Source organism: Streptomyces sp. NBC_01264 (assembly GCF_026340675.1).
GTDB lineage: Bacteria > Actinomycetota > Actinomycetes > Streptomycetales > Streptomycetaceae > Streptomyces.
Map to the genome: position 1 here is coordinate 342,951 of NZ_JAPEOX010000001.1, position 17,658 is coordinate 360,608.

Annotated in this window: 11 protein-coding genes; 9 read left to right on the forward strand and 2 right to left on the reverse strand. The window is 73.4% G+C overall.

The window, feature by feature from the left end; translation table 11 throughout:
* Positions 1-71 precede the first annotated feature (71 nt).
* The 9 genes from OG435_RS01620 (at position 72) to OG435_RS01660 (ending at position 14,309) form a co-directional block, all read left to right on the forward strand.
* A complete protein-coding gene (locus OG435_RS01620; RefSeq protein ID WP_266874881.1) occupies positions 72-7,199 on the forward strand; it encodes a non-ribosomal peptide synthetase in 7,128 nt (2,375 codons plus the stop codon).
* Positions 7,196-7,402: an MbtH family protein gene (locus OG435_RS01625; RefSeq protein WP_266874882.1), complete on the forward strand. Its 207-nt coding sequence runs from the start codon at positions 7,196-7,198 to the stop codon at positions 7,400-7,402. The genes OG435_RS01620 and OG435_RS01625 overlap by 4 nt, the downstream gene beginning before the upstream one ends.
* Positions 7,403-7,569: 167 nt before the next feature.
* Positions 7,570-7,995 carry a cobalamin B12-binding domain-containing protein gene (locus tag OG435_RS01630; RefSeq protein WP_266874883.1) on the forward strand — a complete coding sequence of 142 codons (426 nt, stop codon included), beginning with the start codon at positions 7,570-7,572 and terminating at the stop codon, positions 7,993-7,995.
* A complete protein-coding gene (locus OG435_RS01635; protein ID WP_266874884.1) occupies positions 7,992-9,434 on the forward strand; it encodes a methylaspartate mutase in 1,443 nt (480 codons plus the stop codon). The genes OG435_RS01630 and OG435_RS01635 overlap by 4 nt, the downstream gene beginning before the upstream one ends.
* A 97-nt stretch (positions 9,435-9,531) precedes the next feature.
* A complete protein-coding gene (locus OG435_RS01640; RefSeq protein ID WP_266874885.1) occupies positions 9,532-10,515 on the forward strand; it encodes an asparagine synthetase A in 984 nt (327 codons plus the stop codon).
* A complete protein-coding gene (locus OG435_RS01645; RefSeq protein WP_266874886.1) occupies positions 10,512-11,813 on the forward strand; it encodes a glutamate synthase-related protein in 1,302 nt (433 codons plus the stop codon). Before OG435_RS01640 ends, OG435_RS01645 begins: the two co-directional genes overlap by 4 nt.
* A 179-nt stretch (positions 11,814-11,992) precedes the next feature.
* A complete protein-coding gene (locus OG435_RS01650; protein WP_266874887.1) occupies positions 11,993-12,283 on the forward strand; it encodes a hypothetical protein in 291 nt (96 codons plus the stop codon).
* A gap of 35 nt (positions 12,284-12,318) precedes the next feature.
* Entirely contained in the window at positions 12,319-13,587 is a 1,269-nt protein-coding gene (locus OG435_RS01655) for an MFS transporter (RefSeq protein WP_266874888.1), read from the forward strand.
* A gap of 11 nt (positions 13,588-13,598) precedes the next feature.
* Positions 13,599-14,309 (forward strand): 4'-phosphopantetheinyl transferase family protein, encoded by a 711-nt coding sequence (locus OG435_RS01660; protein WP_266874889.1) that lies wholly within the window; start codon positions 13,599-13,601, stop codon positions 14,307-14,309.
* Between the two features lie 27 nt (positions 14,310-14,336).
* Here OG435_RS01660 and OG435_RS01665 read toward each other — a convergent pair whose 3' ends face one another.
* Positions 14,337-15,860, reverse strand: coding sequence for an MFS transporter (locus OG435_RS01665; protein WP_266874890.1), 1,524 nt, complete (start codon positions 15,858-15,860; stop codon positions 14,337-14,339).
* A gap of 113 nt (positions 15,861-15,973) precedes the next feature.
* Positions 15,974-17,533 carry an MFS transporter gene (locus tag OG435_RS01670; RefSeq protein ID WP_266874891.1) on the reverse strand — a complete coding sequence of 520 codons (1,560 nt, stop codon included), beginning with the start codon at positions 17,531-17,533 and terminating at the stop codon, positions 15,974-15,976.
* Positions 17,534-17,658: the final 125 nt, after the last annotated feature.

Sequence of the window (17,658 nt, forward strand, 5' to 3'; positions counted from 1 at the left end):
GTGGGGCGGGGTGTCTAGGTTGGGGGCACGGACTCCGCTCCGCATCCCATCCCCCGCCTGGAGGCTCCGCGATGCCCTCGACCGCCCCCACCGCCTCCGCCGTCCTGGACGGCGGCCCGGCGATCACCCCGGCGCCCCGTGTGCTCGACCGGATCGACGCCCGGGTCGCCGCCGGCGCCGAGCGGCTCGCCCTGGTGCACGGTGCGCGCCGGATGACGTACGGGCAGCTCGCCCTCGCCGTCGCGTTCCGCGCCGAGGAGCTGGCCGCCGAGGGCGCCGGGCCCGGCCGGCTGGTGGCCGTGCACCGGCCGCGCGGGATCGACGCGGTCGTGGGGCTGCTGGCCGCCCTGCGGACCGGCGCCGCCTACCTGCCGCTGGACCCCGCCGCCCCGGCCGCCCGTACGGCCGCCATCCTCGCGGACTGCGCCGGGCAGGAAGTGCGCCCTGTGGAGGGCGAGTTCACCCTCCCCGGTCCCGGCGTCCCGCAGGACGCCGCGTACGTGATCTACACCTCCGGCTCGACCGGGACCCCCAACGGGGTGGTGGTCGGGCAGGACGCCCTGGCCCACTTCACCGCCGGGGCGACCGTCCGCTACGGCATCACCGCCGAGGACCGGGTCCTGCAGTTCGCGCCGCTGCACTTCGACGCGAGCGTCGAGGAGGTGTTCCTGACCCTGGGGGCCGGCGCCACCCTCGTCCTGCGCGACGAGGAGATGCTGGACGTCCCCGGGCTGCTCGCGGGATGCGCCGCGCACGGTGTGACCGTACTGGACCTCCCCACGGCCTACTGGCACGAGTTGACCCACGCCCTGTCCGCCGGGATCGCCGAACTCCCCTCCTCCGTACGCACGGTCGTCATCGGTGGCGAGGCGGCACTGCCCGAACGGGTGGCGCAGTGGTGCGCGGCCGTCGACCCGGACCGGGTGCGGCTGCTCAACACCTACGGCCCCACCGAGGCCACCGTCGTCGCCACCGTCGCGGACCTCTCCCGGCACCCGGGCGGCCCGGTGCCGATCGGGGAGCCGCTGCCGGGGGTGCGCGCGGCCGTGGTGGACGGTGAGCTCTGGCTGCTCGGCGGAGGCCTGGCCCTCGGCTACCTCGGCCGGCCCGAGCTGACCGGGCGGCGCTTCGCCGTGCTGGGTTCCGAGCGCGCGTACCGGACCGGTGACGTGGTGTTCGTACGGGAGGACGGGCAGCTGGGCTTCCGGGGGCGGGCCGACGACGAGGTCAAGATCAACGGCCACCGGGTGGACCCGGCGTCCGTGGAGTCGGTGCTCATCGCCCACCCGGGGGTCCGTGAGGCCGCCGTGGTGCCGCAGGAGACCGCGGACGGCGTGAAGCGGCTGGCCGCCTTCGTCGTCGCGGACCCGGGGGTGGACGCCGACGCGTTGCGCGCCCGGGTGCGGGAGCACCTGCCCGCCGCCGCCGTGCCGTCGGTCCTGGCCCTGGTGGAGGCTCTGCCCCGCACTTCCTCTGGCAAGATCGACCGGAAACTGCTGCGCATCGCGTCCGCCGGTGAACGACTGCCCTCCGAGGCGGTGTTCGACGGGGAGGTACTGCCTGCCGAGGACCGGATCCCGCTGTCCTTCGCGCAGCGCAGGCTGTGGTTCCTGGCCGGGCTGGAGGGCCCCTCGACGACCTACAACCTGCCACTGGTCCTGCGGCTGGACTCCGCCCCCGACCGGGAGGTGCTGGCGGCGGCCCTCGGCGACCTCGTGGAGCGCCACGAGGTGCTGCGCACGGTGTACCCGGCCGTCGACTCCGAGCCGTACCAGCACGTCCTGGACCCGCTTCCGGTCCCGCTCACCGCGCGGGAGTGCGGACCCGGCGAACTCGACGCGCTGGTCGCACGATTCACTGCCGGAACCTTTGACCTTTCCTGCGAACTACCGATCCGCGCAGCCCTGTTCACCACGGGCGACGGCGGGGCCACCCTCGCCCTGCTGACGCACCACATCGCCACGGACGGCTGGTCGGTGGGCCCGCTGCTCGGCGACCTGGGCCGGGCCTACGAGGCGAGAGCGGCCGGCGCCGCACCCGGCTGGGAGCCGCTGCCGGTGCAGTACGCCGACTACACCCTGTGGCAGCACGAGCTGCTGGAGGACCCGACCGCGCTGCTGGAGCACTGGCGGGCCGCCCTGGAGGGGATGCCGACCGTGCTGGACCTGCCGGCCGACCGGCCCCGGCCGACCGAGCCGACCGGGCGGGGCGGTGATCTCCTCGCACGGCTCGACGCCGAGGCGTTCGGGCGGCTCACCGCGCTCGGCGAGGAACGCGGCGCCAGCCTCCTGATGCTCCTCCAGCCCGCGCTCGCCCAGGCGTTGGCCGCGGTCGGCGCGGGAGAGGACATCGCGGTCGGGACCCCGGTCGCGGGCCGTGGCGACGAGGCCCTCGACGGCCTGGTGGGATTCTTCGTGAACACCCTGGTGCTGCGTACCGATGTATCGGGCGACGTTCCGTACGCGGAGCTCGTGGACCGGGCGCGGGACGTGGACCTGGCCGCCTACGCCCACCAGGAGCTACCCTTCGACCTGCTGGTGGAACACCTCGCCCCGGACCGCGCGCTCGCCGTCAACCCGTTCTTCCAGGTGATGCTGACGGCCCAGCAGCAGGGCGCCCAGGAGGCGCGGACCCAGGAGCCGGCCGGCGCGCTCACCGGCCGGTTCGTGGAACCGGGCCTGACGGCGGCCAAGTTCGACCTCAGCGCCGCCTGCGTCACCGCGCCGGACGGCACGCTGGAGGTGTGGTGGCAGTACGCGGCGGACCTCTTCGACGAGGAGACGGCCCGGCTGCTGCTGGACGTGTTCGTACGGGCCCTGGCCCGGGCCGCGGCCGACCCGTACGGGCCGCCCTCCGCGAACCCGCTGCTCGACGAGGCGGAGCTGCGCGGCCTCGCCGAGCGCCGGGCCCGCGTCGCCCTCGCCCGGGCCGCCGAGGCCGAGGCCGAGGCCCGGGCGATGCGTGCCGCGCAGGACCGGCCCGCCGGGGACTCCGCCCCGGAAGGGGTGCTCTGCGCACTGTTCGCCGAGGTCATAGGCATCGACCGGGTGGCCCCGGACGACAACTTCTTCTCGGTCGGCGGCCATTCCATGATGGGCGTACGGCTGGTGAACCGGATCCGTGCCGTACTCGGCCTGGAAGCCCGCATCCGCGACCTGTTCCTCGCTCCGACGCCGGCCGGGCTGGCGCTGCGCCTCACCCGGGACGGCGGCGCGGGCACCGGCCGGGCGCCCCTGGTCCCGGTGGCGGACGCCGACCGGCCGGAGCGGGTACCGCTCTCGTACGCCCAGCGCCGGCTGTGGTTCGTCGATCAGCTGGAGGGACCGAGCCGCTCCTACACCATCCCCTTCGCCCTGCTCCTGGACCGGCCGCTCGACGCGGCCGTGCTGGCCGAGGCCCTCGCCGACGTGGCCGGGCGGCACGAGGTACTGCGCACGGTGTACCCGGCGGTGGACGGGCAGCCGTACCAGCGGGTGCTGGACTCGGCGCGACCGGTGCTGGAGCAGGTCTCGGCTCCCCCCGGTGGTCTGGACGCGGCCGTCGACACGGCGGCCGGGCACGTCTTCGACCTGTCGGCCGACCTTCCCTTCCGGGCGACGCTGATCGACCCCGCGGACACGGACGAAGGCAGGGAGCCGGGCGGGAGCGGGCAGGTGCTGGTGCTGCTCGTCCACCACATCGCCGCCGACGGCTGGTCCACCGGCCCGCTGCTGGCCGATCTGGCCGCCGCGTACGCGGCCCGGCAGGACGGGCGGGCTCCCGGCTGGTCGCCGCTCCCCGTGCAGTACACGGACTACACCCTGTGGGAGCGGGCCGCCCTCGACGGCGAGGGCGCCGCCGGGCACATCGCGCACTGGAAGGAGGCCCTGGCCGGGGCTCCCCCGGTCCTCGAACTGACGGCGGCGACCACGCGGCCCGCGGAGGCCACCCACCGGGGCGCGGCGACCCCGCTCGCCCTGGACCGCACCACGCACGCCCTGCTGGAGCGCCTCGCCCTGGAGCACGGCGCCTCCGTGTTCATGGTGGTCCAGGCGGCCCTGGCGGCCACGCTGACCCGGCACGGCGCGGGCACCGATCTGCCGCTGGGCACGGTCGTGGCGGGACGCGACGACGAGGCGCTGAACGATCTGGTCGGCTTCTTCGTCAACACGCTGGTGCTGCGCTGCGACACCTCCGGCGACCCCCGGTTCGCGGACCTGCTGGAGCGGGTCAAGGAGACCGACCTCGCCGCGTACGCCCACCAGGACCTCCCCTTCGACCTGGTGGTGGAGCAGCTCAACCCGGCGCGCTCCACCGCCCACCACCCCCTGGTGCAGGTCATGGTGCAGGTCCATCCCGCGGAGGCGCCGGCTCCGGCGGACGCGGCCCTGGCCGGGACCCCGCTGGGGACGGCCTCCGGCTTCACGAAGTTCGACCTGACCGTGTCGCTGCGCGAGACCCGCGCGGAGGACGGGGCACCGGACGGGCTGGAGGGCGTACTGGAGTACGCGACGGACCTCTACGACGAGGGGACGGCGGCCCAGTTGGCGGCGCACCTGGCCCGCACGCTGCGGGCCGTCGCCGAGGACCCCCGGCAGCGCATCGGGGACATCCCCCTGCTCTCGGCCGAGGAGGAGTTCCGCCTGGTCACCGAGTACAACGACACGGCGACCCCGCGGGAGGCCTGCGGGCTGGTGCACGAGCGGTTCGCCGCCCAGGCCCGCCGCACCCCGGACCGGATCGCGGTCTCGTACGAGGAGGAGACCCTGACCTACGCGGCCCTCGACGCCCGCGCCAACGCCCTCGCGCACCGGATGCTGGCGGCCGGCGTGGGCCGGGACGGGGCGGTCGGCGTCCTGATGGACCGCACCCCGGACCTGCTGGTGGCGGCGCTCGCCGTGCTCAAGTGCGGGGCCGCCTACGTGCCGCTGGACCCGCGGCTGCCCGACGCACGGGTGCGCATGGTCATGGAGGACGTGGCGGGGCGGGTGATCCTGACGCAGGGATCGCACCTGGAGCGGCCCGCCGTGGTCCAGGAGGCGGCGGCCGGGGTCACGGTGCTGGCCGCGGACCTCGCAGCGGACCGTGACGGCGACGGATCCGATCCGGGGATCACCGTCGGCGAGGACGCGCTGATGTACGTGATGTTCACCTCGGGGTCCACCGGTCGTCCCAAGGGTGTCGGCGTCACCCACCGCAACGTGGTGGAACTGGTCACCGACCGCTGCTGGAACCGTGCCAACCACCGCCGGATGCTGGTCCATTCGGCGATCGGCTTCGACGCCTCCACCTACGAGCTGTGGGTGCCGCTGCTGAACGGCGGCCAGTTGGTCATCGCCCCCGGCGACGGCACCGACGTGGCGGAGCTCGACCACACGGTCCGTACCTACGGCGTCAGCGCGGCCTACTTCACCATGGGCCTCTTCCACATCATGGCCGACGAGGGCCTGGACACCCTCAAGCTCCTCGACGAGGTCTGGACCGGCGGTGACGTGGCCTCCCCGAGCGCCCTCCAGCGGGTCCTGGACCACTGCCCGGACACCGTGCTCGTCCACTCGTACGGCCCGACCGAGACGACCTTCGCCTCGCACCAGCAGCGGATCCCGGCGGGACGGCGCACGTTCCCCGGCGTGTTCCTGGGCGCGGCCCTGGACAACACCCGGGTCCACGTCCTCGACGAGCGGCTCCGCCCGGTCCCGATCGGGGTGGCCGGCGAGATGTACATCGCCGGAACCCAGGTGGCCCGCGGGTACCTCGGGCGGCCGGGGCTGACGGCCGAGCGGTTCGTCGCCGACCCGTTCGCCGCCGACGGCGGCCGGATGTACCGCACGGGCGACCTCGTGCACTGGACGCCCGAGGGCGAACTGCGGTTCGTGGGGCGGGCCGACGGCCAGATCAAACTGCGCGGCTTCCGCATCGAGCCCGGGGAGATCGAGGCGACGCTGGCCCGGCACCCCGGCGTCGGGCAGGTCGCGGTGGTCGTCTTCGAGGACGGCCCCGGCGGCAAGCGGCTCGTCGCGTACGCCGTGCCCCGCGCGGGCCACGGCCTGACGGACGAGGCGCTGCTGCGCTGGGCGGCGGACGAGCTCCCCGAGCACATGGTCCCTTCGGCGGCGGTGCTGCTCGACTCCATTCCGCTCACCGTCAACGGCAAGCCGGACCGCAAGGCCCTGCCGGCACCCGCCCTCGCCGCGCGCCCCGCCGGGCGGCCCCCGCGCAATCCGCGCGAGGAGGTGCTGTGCGCCCTGTTCGCCGAGGTGCTGGGCGTGGAGGGGGTCGGCATCGACGACAACTTCTTCGGCCTGGGCGGGCATTCACTGCTCGGGGTCCGGCTGGTGAGCCGGATGCGCACCGTGCTCGGGCTGGAGCGCGGGGTCCGGGACCTGTTCCGCACCCCCACCGTCGCGGGACTGCTGGGCGACGAGCCCAGCGGCTTCGACCCGATGGGCGTGGTGCTTCCGCTGAGCACCCGCGGGACGCGGCCGCCGCTGTTCTGCATCCACCCGGGAACCGGGGTCGGCTGGCCGTACGCCGGCCTCGCCCAGCACCTCGGGCCGGACCAGCCGCTGTACGCGATCCAGGCACGGGCGCTGAGCGAGCTGGGCCACTCCCCCGCCTCCGTGGAGGAGATGGTGGCGGACTACCTCCCGCTGATCCGGGAGGTCCAGCCGCAGGGCCCGTACCGCTTCCTGGGGTGGTCCTTCGGCGGCACGGTGGCCCACGCCCTCGCCGTACGCCTGGCCGAACTCGGGGAGCGCACCGAGCTGCTGGCGATGATGGACGTCCACCTGCTGCCCACCGAACCGGTGCGGCGCGCGATGACCCCGGCGCAGAAGCGGGACATGCTGGTCGGTGACGCCTCGGACGAGCCGGCCGACGCGCCGTTCGACGTGGACGCCCTGATCGGCCTCGTACGGCTCAAGGACCCGGTGCTCGGGGCCTTCTCGGACGGGGAGATCCGCTCCGTGATCGGAGCCTCCATCAACCACGCCGAAATCATGAACCTGTACGCCCCGCGCCCGGTCGCCACCGACATGCTGTTCCTGGCGGCCATCGAGGACGGGGAAACGGAAAACACTCTCGCGCAGCACTGGATTCCCTATGTGGAGGGCAGCGTCGAGAATCACATCATCGGGGTCCCGCACACCAGAATGGGTGAACCCGAACCGCTCGCCCTGATCGGCCGTATTCTTTCCGAGAAATTGAGGAGCCTGTCATGACCAATCCTTTCGACGACACCGAGGGCACGTTCCACGTCGTGGTCAACACCGAGGGGCAGCACGCCCTGTGGCCCGTCTTCGCCGACGTTCCCGCAGGCTGGGACGTGGTCTGGGGCGCCGGCACGCGAGCGGACGCCCTCGACTACGTGGAGCGTAACTGGACGGACATCCGCCCCAGGAGCCTGGTCGCGCAGTACGCCTGACCCCTGTGCGGGCGGCACCGTAAAACAGTTCCAGGAAAACCGTGTCCCGCATCGCGGGGCGCGGTTTTCCGCTTTTCCCGAACGCATCCCGAGCGATGCTTTCGATGCCGCTGAACTGCCGGTCCAACTTCCCCTCGGCAGGCCTGCAGCTTTCTATATTCATCCGTATGCGACGACGGAATGTGAACACCCTTCTCACGGGTACGGCCTCGGATTCCCACACGTGGAACCTGGTCTATCTGCAGCTGCTCCTGGAGGAGCTCGGGCACCCGGTCCGCAATCTGGGTCCCTGTGTGACGGACGAGCTGCTGACGGCGGCCTGCGCCGCCGAGGAGCCCGGCCTCGTGGTCATCAGCAGCGTCAACGGGCACGGATACCGGGACGGACTGAGCGCGGTACGTGCGCTCCGCCGGAGCGGCCTGACCCTTCCCGTCGTCATCGGCGGCAAGCTCGGCGTGGCCGGCACGGCCGACCCCGAGCAGCGTGCACGGCTCCTCGACGCGGGCTTCGACGCCGTCTTCGACGACGGCGACGTCGAAGCCCTGAAGTCCTTCCTCGCCTCCCTCGGGGCCACCTCGCTGGCCGTCGCATGACCGCCGCCACGCTCGCCGCACCGGACGTGGCCGCCACCGACCCGGTCGCACCGGACGCGACCGCCCCGGACACGCACCTCCCGTCCGCCTCTGCGGCCTCCGCGGCCTCCGCGGCCTCCTTCGGCGCGTTCGTCGCGGGAGCCGCCGCCTCCGGACAACTGGTCGTCCAGCCCCGGATGGGGTTCGGCGACCCGCGGCGCATGCGGGCCGGCCTGGAACGCACCAAAGCCGCCGTGGCCACCACCGTCGGCACCCTCACCATCGACAGCTACACCCGGGTCGGCGACCACGCCGCGGCGCGCGACGCCCTCGCGGAGGGCATCCCGCTCAACGGCTACCCGATCGCCACCCACTCCACCGAGCTCACCCGCGGACTCCTCGCCGGCGTGCTCGACGCCGGGTTCCCCGTCCAGGTACGGCACGGCTCATCGCGGCCGGAGGCGATCGTCCGGTCGCTGGCCGCCGCCGGGCTGGACGCCACCGAGGGAGGACCGGTCTCGTACTGCCTGCCCTACGGGCGGACCCCGCTCGCCGAGTCCGTGGAGAACTGGGCGCACTGCTGCGAACTGCTCGCCTCGCTCGTCCGGGCGCCGCGGGTGGCCCACGTCGAGAGTTTCGGCGGCTGCATGCTCGGCCAGCTCTGCCCGCCCGGGCTGCTGGTCGCCATCAGCCTGCTGGAGGCACTGTTCTTCACCCGGCACGGCATCCGCAGCGTGTCCCTCAGCTACGCGCAGCAGACCGACCCCGTGCAGGACGCGGAGGCGGTGCGGGCCCTGCACCGGCTCGCCGCGGAGTTCCTGCCCGCGGGGGTGGACCGGCACGTCGTCCTCTACACCTACATGGGCGTCTTCCCGCACACCGAGCGCGGTGCCACCCGACTGCTGGAGGCCTCGGCACGGCTGGCCGTGACCTCGGGGGCGCAGCGGCTGATCGTCAAGACGGCCGCCGAGGCGCACCGGATCCCCAGCGTGCTGGAGAACGTCCGCGCCCTGGAGACGGCCGCGGCGACGGCGGCGCTGACCGGGCCCCCGCGCGAGGCGGCCCGGCCGGCGGACAGCGAGGTCTACCGGGAGGCCCTGGCCTTCGTGGAGGCCGTCCTCGAACTGGGCGAAGACCTGGGGAGGGCCCTGCGGGCCGCCTTCGCGCGGGGGGTCCTGGACGTCCCGTACTGCCTCCACCCGGACAACGCCGGGCGCTCGCGCAGCTTCGTCGACGCGGGAGGGCGGCTGCGCTGGTCCGAGACGGGCGCGATGCCGGTCACCCCCCATCGCATGACGGGTGGTCATGTGCGGTCCTCCGTAACGTCGATGACCTCGGACGGACTGCTGGCGGCGCTGGGCCGGGTGGCCTCCCAGTACGACGGCCTGTCGGCGCCCATCGGCTCCGGGGGCGGTGGCGGAGCCCGGGCGGGTACCCGGGCGGCCCGGGCCCCCGCGTGAGCCGCTCCGGCCGGGGAACGCCCGGAGCCCTGCATCCGCACCCCGTTCACCACGAACAAGAACACGACCACGACCACGAACAGGAGCAGGACCCGACATGAGCCTCTCGACCCCTCCCCCGCTGGGTGAGCACCTGCGCTCGCCGCAGCTCCGCTCCGCGATGATCGTCCAGCAGGAAGCCCTGTACGCGGCGCGGCAGTTCCTGCGCGGCGAGGGCTTCGTGGAACTACTGCCGCCCCTGGTGGGCCCGGTCACCGACCCGGGCGGACGCGGCGCGAAGGCGCTGGACGTCGACTACTACGGGCAGCCGTACAAGCTGATGACGAGCGCGATCCTCTACAAGCAGGCCTCCCTGAAGGGTTTTCCGCGTCTCTTCTACATCGCCCCGAACGTCCGGGTGGAGCCCCCCGAGACCGCGGGCACGGGCCGCCACCTGGTGGAGTTCCACCAGATCGACGTGGAGATGGCCGGTGGCAGCCGGGCCGACGCCCAGGAGATCGCGGCCGGCCTGCTGACCAGCGTGGTCGATCACGTGTGGACGGCCGTCCCCGAGGTTCTGCGCGAACTGGGCCGGGAGGAGCTGGACTTCGCCGAACTGCGGTCGGGGAAGTTCGACTCCTGCACGCACGAGGAGGCGGTGGCCCGGCTGATCGGCCGGGGTCACCCGCAGAGCCCGGACGCGGAGATCGACTGGGAGGGCGAGAAGGTGCTCTCCCTGGAGGCCGACCGGCCGTTCTTCATCGACGACTACCCGAAGGGCTCGCGCGGCTTCTACGACCGTGAGGACCCCGAACGCCCGGGTGTGCTCCGCAACTTCGACCTCATCGCGCACGGCGGATTCGGCGAGCTGGTCAGCGGCAGCGAGCGGGAATCGCGCTACGCGGCGATCGTGACCCGGATGCGGGAGAGCGGCGAGAACCCGGCCAAGTACGCCTGGTACCTGGAACTGGCCCGTGAGGGCATCGAGCCCAGCGCCGGCTTCGGCATGGGGCTGCAGCGCCTCGTGCGGTTCCTGACCGGACTCGACGCCCTGTGGCAGGTCAGCGCCTACCCGAAGCTGCCGGGGGTGATCGCGCCGTGAGCTCCCTGGGTGCGCCGGGATTCCCGGAGCGGGCGGTCCGGGCCAGGGCCCGTACGGGCAGGGCCGAGGTCTTCCCGGCGGCGGACGGCTACGGGGCCGAGCTCTTCGGGGCCGCGTCCCCGGAGGGCGTCCCCGACGCGTTGGACGCGCTGCGGATCGTGCCGCCGGTGTTCATGCCGCGGCGGCTGGAGAAGCTGATCGACCTGGGCCGCGAGCCCTCGTACGAGGACGTGGACCTGGCCACCCCGATCGGCGGCTTCACCGCCCGACTGCCGCTGTACCTCTCGGCGTTCGGCTCCACCCGCGCCGGCAGCGGCGACCTCGGGGTGGCGGCCGGCCGGCAGGCGGCGCGGCTCGGGATCCCCATGGTGATCGGCGAGAACATGGTGCCGGTGCACGGCTACGCCCGCGGCGGTGGCGAGGGCGGCGCCACCCGCTCCGCCCTGCTGGAACGGATCGCCGCCTATGCCGAGTCCCTCCCGGACGGGGTCGGCGGGGTCGTCGTGCAGCAGTCCACCGAGGACGCCGACTCCGAGGTCTGGAACCTGCTCTACAGCGACCCGGGAACCCGGGTGCTGCGCGACTCGGGCCGGCTCGGCTTCGAACTCAAGGTGGGTCAGGGCGCCAAGCCCGGGCTCGGCGGAATGACCGTGGTGGGCGCGGCGGAAGCCGAGCGGCTGGCCGGGCGGTTCACCGTACGGGACCTCCTGGGCCAAGCCGATGGGGCCGACGGCAGGCGGCTGAGGTGTGCGACGCCCGGCACCTTCACCGAGGAGATCGTCCGCCAGCAACTGCGGTTCATGCGGAACAACTTCCCGCTGGCACGTACCTGGGTGAAGTTCCACCCGGGCCGGGACATCGCGGCGGCCACCGCCACCGCCTGGGCCGCGGGCGCCGACGCGGTGACGGTGGACGGCGCCGAGGGCGGCACCGGCTGGGCCCCGCGGGTCTTCCTCGACCAGGTGGGGCTGCCGCTCGGGGAGTGCCTGCGCCGGATCGGCCGGCCGGCCGGGGACCTGCTGGCCACGGGCCGGATCTGGGAGGGCGGCCGGGCGACACGGGCCCTGGCCCTGGGCGCCACCGCGGTGGGCCTGGGCCGGGCGGCGCTGCTGGCGGTGGACGAGGACCCGGAGGCAGGGCTGGTCCGGCTGGCCGAGGCCTTGGCGCTGGAGCTGCGGCTGCTGGTCAGCGCCCTCGGGAAGTACCGCGTCGCCGATCTGGACCCGACCGACCTGTGGTCCCCCGAAGCCCCGGTGACGGGGACCGTGGCGGCCGTCGCGCTCGGGAGCCTGTCATGAGGCCGGTCGGTCCGGTCCGGGCAGCCCTTCCCACCGTCGCCGGTCCGGCTTCCGGTCCGGCTTCCGGTCGGGGATCCGGTCGGGGATCCGGTCGGGGATCCGGTCCCGCATCCCGTCGGGCCGCCCTGCGGCCCGTCCCGGGCGGCCCGCTCACGGGGCCGTCCGGGCGGCGTCGGCGGGTGGCGTGCGTCCGGGCCCGTCTGTGGCTCTCGGAGGTACCAGGGGTCAGCGCGGCCGCGGTCCCCCCGGCGGGACCGGCCGCCACCGCCACCGCGGCCACGGCCGCGTACCGGGCGCTCGGAGCGGCCGGCCTCGGCCACCTCGGGGGCCGCCTGGAACTGCGTACGTACGGCGGCGTCCCCCGCGGCTTCGACCTGGCGAACGCCGCACGGCGCGCCGTGGCCGTCGCCCTGGCCGGGCAGCACCACCACGGCGATCAGCACCGAGATCAGTACGGCGAATACCGATGAACCACCCCACCCCTCCCACAGAGAACAGGTGCACCATGGACACCCCCGTAGAGCAGGCTCCCCGGCCCGGCCAACCGGTCCAGTGGGGCCGGGTCGGCTCCCTCGTCGGCGGCCAGGCTTCCGTGCAGCTCGGCAGCTTCGCCCTGCTCATCGCCATGAACTGGACCGCCGTCGAGCTGGGCGGGACCCGCGCGGTCACCTTGCTGATGCTCGCCGCCACCGTGCCCCGCGCCCTGATGCTGATCTTCGGCGGGGCGGTGGCCGACACCCTCGGGCCGCGCTTCATCCTGCTGCGCACCACGGCCGCCCGCGTCGTGCTGCTGGCCGCGGGCGCCGCCGTCACCGCGACGGCGCACCAGCTGTGGCCGCTGGTGCTGATCGCGCTGATCGAGGGGATCCTCCTGGGCCTCGCCGGGCCGGCGTCCGGCGTCCTGCTCCCGATGTTCGCCCGCGGCGACCAGCTGGCCCGCGCGAACTCCCTCTACTCGATGGTGCTGCGCGTCGCGCCCATCCTCGGATCGCCGGCCGGAGCGCTCCTGATCAGCGTCGGGGAGCTGTGGCTGGCGATGCTGGTCGGCGCCGTCACCGGGGCGATCTGGCTCGGCTGCCTGCTCCACGTCACCCACGGCTTCGTCCGCCCGAAGCCGGAGCCCGGCGTCTCCCTGGTCAAGCGCTCCGGTGACGGCTTCCGGCTGCTCGCCGCCCACCCCCGGCTGCGCTGGATGTTCGTCGCCGCCCTCTGCCTCGACCTGGCCTTCAGCTGGCCGGCGGAGGTGGCGCTGCCGCTGCTCGTCTCCGAACGCGGCTGGGGCGTGAGCGCGGTCGGCGTGGTCCTGGCCGCCTTCAGTGTGGGCGCCCTCGGCTCCAGCGCGGTGGGCGCCGCGATGGCGCACCGGATTCCGATGTTCGTACGCCTCGTCGTCACCGGCGCCGGGCTCGCCGCCGGAATCCTCGTGATGGCCCTGATGCCGTCCGTGGTCTCGCTCACCGCCGTCGCGGCCGGGGTGGGTCTGCTGTCCGGCCTCAACGGCCCCGCGATCGTCACCCTGTACCAGCAGTCGGCCCCCGAGGACCGGATGGGCGCGGCGATGTCCACCCTCGCCCTGGCCGGAATCGGCACCGCCCCCATCTCCATCGCCGTCTTCAGCTCGCTCTCCCTCGTCCTCGGCATCCAGACCACGTGGCTGCTGTGCGGTGCGATCGCCTTCGTCTCCCCGGTGGCGGCGGTACTGGCCCTGCGCCACCCCGCACGGGCCGAGGAGCCGGCGCCGGTGGAGCAGCTTCCCGTCCCCGCGGCCGCCTGAGGAGGTTCCCCATGTCCGTACTGACCCGGCAGCTCCTGCTCCCGGAAAGGCTGTCGGACCCCGGCCCGGCGCAGGCCGTCCTGGTGGCCGCGAGCCCGCAGCTGTGGCTCGTGGACACGACGGACTACCGCGTGCACGCCGCCCGGCACGCCCCCGGCACCCTGGACGCCCAGGAACTGGCCCGCGCGGCCGAGTTCGTCCAGGCCGCCGACCGCGACGCGTACGTCTGCGCGCACGTCGCGCTGCGGCGGCTGCTCGGTGCGTATCTGGGCATCGTCCCGCGCGAGGTCGTCGTCGAGCGCGCTCCGTGCGCGCACTGCGAAGAGCCGCACGGACGCCCCGTACTCCCGGGCGGGGCCCTGCACTTCTCGCTCTCCCACTGCACCGGCATCAGTCTGCTCGCGTTCGCGACGGCCCCGGTCGGAGTGGACGTCGAGGAGCTGGTGGCGCCCCGCACCATCCCGGAGCTGGCCGACGTCCTGCACCCGCGGGAGGCCGCCGAACTGGCGGCCCTCTCCCCCGGTGACCGCTCGGCGGCCTTCACCCGGGTCTGGACCCGCAAGGAGGCCTACCTCAAGGGCCTGGGGGTCGGCCTCTCGGAGAATCCGGCCGCGGACTACGTCGGTTCGGGCCCCGAACCGGCCCGTCTGCCGGGGTGGACTCTGAGCGACGTCCTGGTCCCGGCCGGCCACTGCGCGGCCCTCGCCCTGCGCACGCCGTGAACAGCCGCGCCGGCCCTCCCGGGGAGCTCACACGTGGACGACCGGGGTCGCACCCTCGTCGACGGGGTGGGGTCGGGGCGCGCCCCGCCGGTACAGGACGAAGGTGACGAGCAGGCCCACGGCGAAGAACCCGGCGGACCACCAGTAGGCGGTGGAGTAGCTGTGCAGTTGGGCCTGTGCCAGGGCGTCGGGGGTCGGCCTCCTGCCGGTCAGGTAGTGGGTCGCGGAGCTGGTGGCGAGGGTGTTGAGCAAGGCCGTTCCGATCGAGCCGCCGACCTGCTGGCTGGTGTTGACCATCGCGGACGCGACGCCCGCGTCCTGCGCCGCGACTCCGGAGGTGGCCAGGCTCATGCCCGGTGCGAAGATCAGGCCCAGGCCCAGGCCCATGACGAGCAGCGGGAACAGGACGTGCGGTACGTAGGAGCTGGTGAGGTCGAGCTGGGTCATCCAGACCATGCCGGCCGCCGCAAGTCCCATGCCGGTGGGCACGATGGGCTTGGCGCCGAACCGCGGCACCAGGATGTTGGTGGTGATCACCGAGGTGACGACCATCACCGCGACCATCGGGAGGAAGGCCAAGCCGGTCCTGACCGGCGTGTAGTGGAGGGACTGCTGGAGGTAGTAGGTCAGGAACAGGAAGACGCCGAACATGCCCGCGCCGGAGATGAACATCGCGAGGAACGAGGCTCCCCGGTCGCGGTCGAGGATCACGCGCAGGGGCAGCAAGGGGTGTTCGGCCCGGGGCTGCCACCAGGCGAACGCGGCGAGCAGGATCGCGCCGACGGCCAGGAAGCCCCAGGTCTGCACCGAACTCCAGCTGTGCGTTTCCGCGTTGGAGAATCCGTACACGACGCAGAACAGGCCCGCGGAGACCAGGACCGTGCCGGGGACGTCGAGTTTGGGCCGGTCGGCCGGTGCGCCGGGCTGGAGCAGCCGGACAGCGCCCGCGAAGGCGACGACGGCGATGATGAGGTTGACGTAGAGACACCAGCGCCAGTCCAGGTACTCGGTGAGCAGCCCGCCCAGGAGCAGACCCACCGCACCGCCCGCGCCGGCGATCGCACCGTAGATGCCGAAGGCCTTCGCCCGCTCCTTGGGGTCGGTGAAGGTGGTGGTCAGAAGCGACAGCGCGGCGGGCGCGAGCAGCGCGCCAAAGACGCCCTGCAGGGCGCGGGCCGCCACCAGCATGCCGAAGCTGGTGGCGGCGCCACCGAGCGCGGAGGCCAGGGCGAAGCCGACCAGGCCGATGAGGAAGACGCGCTTGCGCCCGACGAGGTCGGCGACGCGGCCCCCAAGGAGCAGGAGGGAGCCGAACGCCAGCGCGTAGGCGGTGACGATCCACTGCCGGTTGCCGTCGCTGAAACCGAGGTCGGCCTGGGCGGAGGGCAGCGCGATGTTCACGATCGTCGCGTCGAGGACCACCATGAGCTGCGCCAGCCCTATGACGCCCAGTACCCACCATCGGTGCGACGGATGATCGACGGACTCAGCACGCCGGCGGCGGGCGCCCGGCTCGTCGGTCTGTGCGGCGGGCTCACCGGTGACAGCCATGCAGGATCTCCTCGCATCGGCACGCTACCCCCGCATTACGCTAAACGGAGGATGTGACTCCTGCCATGCGGGGCGATCACGACTCGCCCGGACCGGCCGGCTGCCCGCCGCGTTCACATGAGGGGGCGTCCGGTTGACGGGTCCAGGAAGCGGTCGACGAGGAGGCGGCGAGGGCCGGCGCCGAGGTCGCCCAGGCGGTCGGTGGGGTTGGCGGCGGCGCACCGGTCCAGGGACAGGCAGCCGCAGCCGGTGCAGTCGTCGAGGAGTTCACGCAGGCGGGTGAGCTGCTCGATGCGGGCGGCGAGGGTGTAGCGCGCCGAGCGGAGCATGGAGGGGAAGCCCAGGTTGATCAGGGCGCCGGCAAGGGCCGAGCCGAAGGCGAACGCGAACTGGCCGATCGTGTTCAGGGCGGCGGACGCCTTCGTCGCCTCCTCGGGGTCGTCCACGGCGCCGAGGACGGAGGTCGACAGATGGAGCATGGCCATGCCGACCCCGGCGCCGGCCACGAGGTAGGCCGCGGCCCATACCAGGACCGTCCAGGTGCCCCCGTGCTCCCGCCGCGCGATCGCCGCCACGACCAGCCCACCGGTCAGCGCGAACGGGCCGACGCGGCAGAGGCGGGCCAGGGTCGAGGGCCGGGCTCCGGAGACGGCGACCTGAGTGCCGCACCAGCCCAGCGACAGCGTCGTCCCCAGGAAGCCGGCCGCCAGCGGGGACAGGCCGCCCAGCCGCTCGCCGAACAGGGAGATGAACGCCTCCAGAGCGGCTGCCGCGGTCATCAGGGCCCGGAGCAGGTACAGGCGCCGCAGCGGCGCTCCCGGCCGGTGCACGGCGGCCGGCAGCACCCGCGGCCCCCGGCCGCGCTTCTCCACCCGCAGGAAGACCACCACCAGGCCCAGGGCCACGACGATGGCCCCAGCGGTGACACGCGCATCGGAGAACACACCCGCCACACTGATCAGCGCAGCCGCGCCCGTCATCAAGGCCAGCGACACCACCGGCAGCGTTCCCGCACTCCCTCCGCCGCCCGCGCCGGTGCCGGTGCCGGTCGGCAGCGAGCGGGCGACCAGTACCACGAACGGCAGCGTCAGCACCGTGACCAGCAGGAACGCCGAGCGCCAGGCACCGAACTGGGCGAAGACCCCTCCGATGGCCGGACCGAGGAAGAACCCGACAGCCATCGCCGCCGAGACCAGGCTCGTACCCCGCGCCCACAAGTGCCGCGGCAAGGCCGTCCGTACCGTGACGAAGGCCAGTCCGTAGAGGAGACCGACACCGAAGCCCTGGACGAGCCGTCCGGCCAGCAGCACCTCCATCAACGGAGCCGCCGCCGCTGTCAGCATGCCCACAACGAACGCCCCGAGCCCCACCCAGTAGGCCCCGCGCCCGCCCCGCCGGGCCGAGACCGGCCCCACGAGCATCGCTCCCGCCACCGAAGCGACCATGAACACGGTCGTCGCCCACGCATAGAACCGCCGCCCACCGATGTCCTCCACCACGGTCGACAGGAGGCTGGTGGTCACCCACATGCTGGTGCCGTCCAGCAGCATCACACCTGCCACCAGCAGGGATGCCGCCCGATGCCGCCGCCCGAAGAGCTCACGCCAGGTACCCGTACCGGGCAGGTCATCGACAGCAACAGCGGGTTCCACGGAGTCGTCATGTATGTCCACCGGGCAACGGAACAACTTCAACCGCACATGAAGTCAAACGAGGCCACGAAAGTTCCTCGGCACTCCCCTTTTCGTCTTCTTGACGATATGATCGTCTCTCGTTATCGTCGTATTGACGAAATGAA

Coding starts and splice junctions, on each gene's coding strand:
- OG435_RS01655 (WP_266874888.1), top strand. CDS start 12,319: ATGGACACCCCCGTAGAGCAGGCTCCCCGGCCCGGCCAACCGGTCCAG.
- OG435_RS01635 (WP_266874884.1), top strand. CDS start 7,992: ATGACCGCCGCCACGCTCGCCGCACCGGACGTGGCCGCCACCGACCCG.
- OG435_RS01620 (WP_266874881.1), top strand. CDS start 72: ATGCCCTCGACCGCCCCCACCGCCTCCGCCGTCCTGGACGGCGGCCCG.
- OG435_RS01660 (WP_266874889.1), top strand. CDS start 13,599: ATGTCCGTACTGACCCGGCAGCTCCTGCTCCCGGAAAGGCTGTCGGAC.
- OG435_RS01625 (WP_266874882.1), top strand. CDS start 7,196: ATGACCAATCCTTTCGACGACACCGAGGGCACGTTCCACGTCGTGGTC.
- OG435_RS01665 (WP_266874890.1), bottom strand. CDS start 15,860: ATGGCTGTCACCGGTGAGCCCGCCGCACAGACCGACGAGCCGGGCGCC.
- OG435_RS01630 (WP_266874883.1), top strand. CDS start 7,570: ATGCGACGACGGAATGTGAACACCCTTCTCACGGGTACGGCCTCGGAT.
- OG435_RS01640 (WP_266874885.1), top strand. CDS start 9,532: ATGAGCCTCTCGACCCCTCCCCCGCTGGGTGAGCACCTGCGCTCGCCG.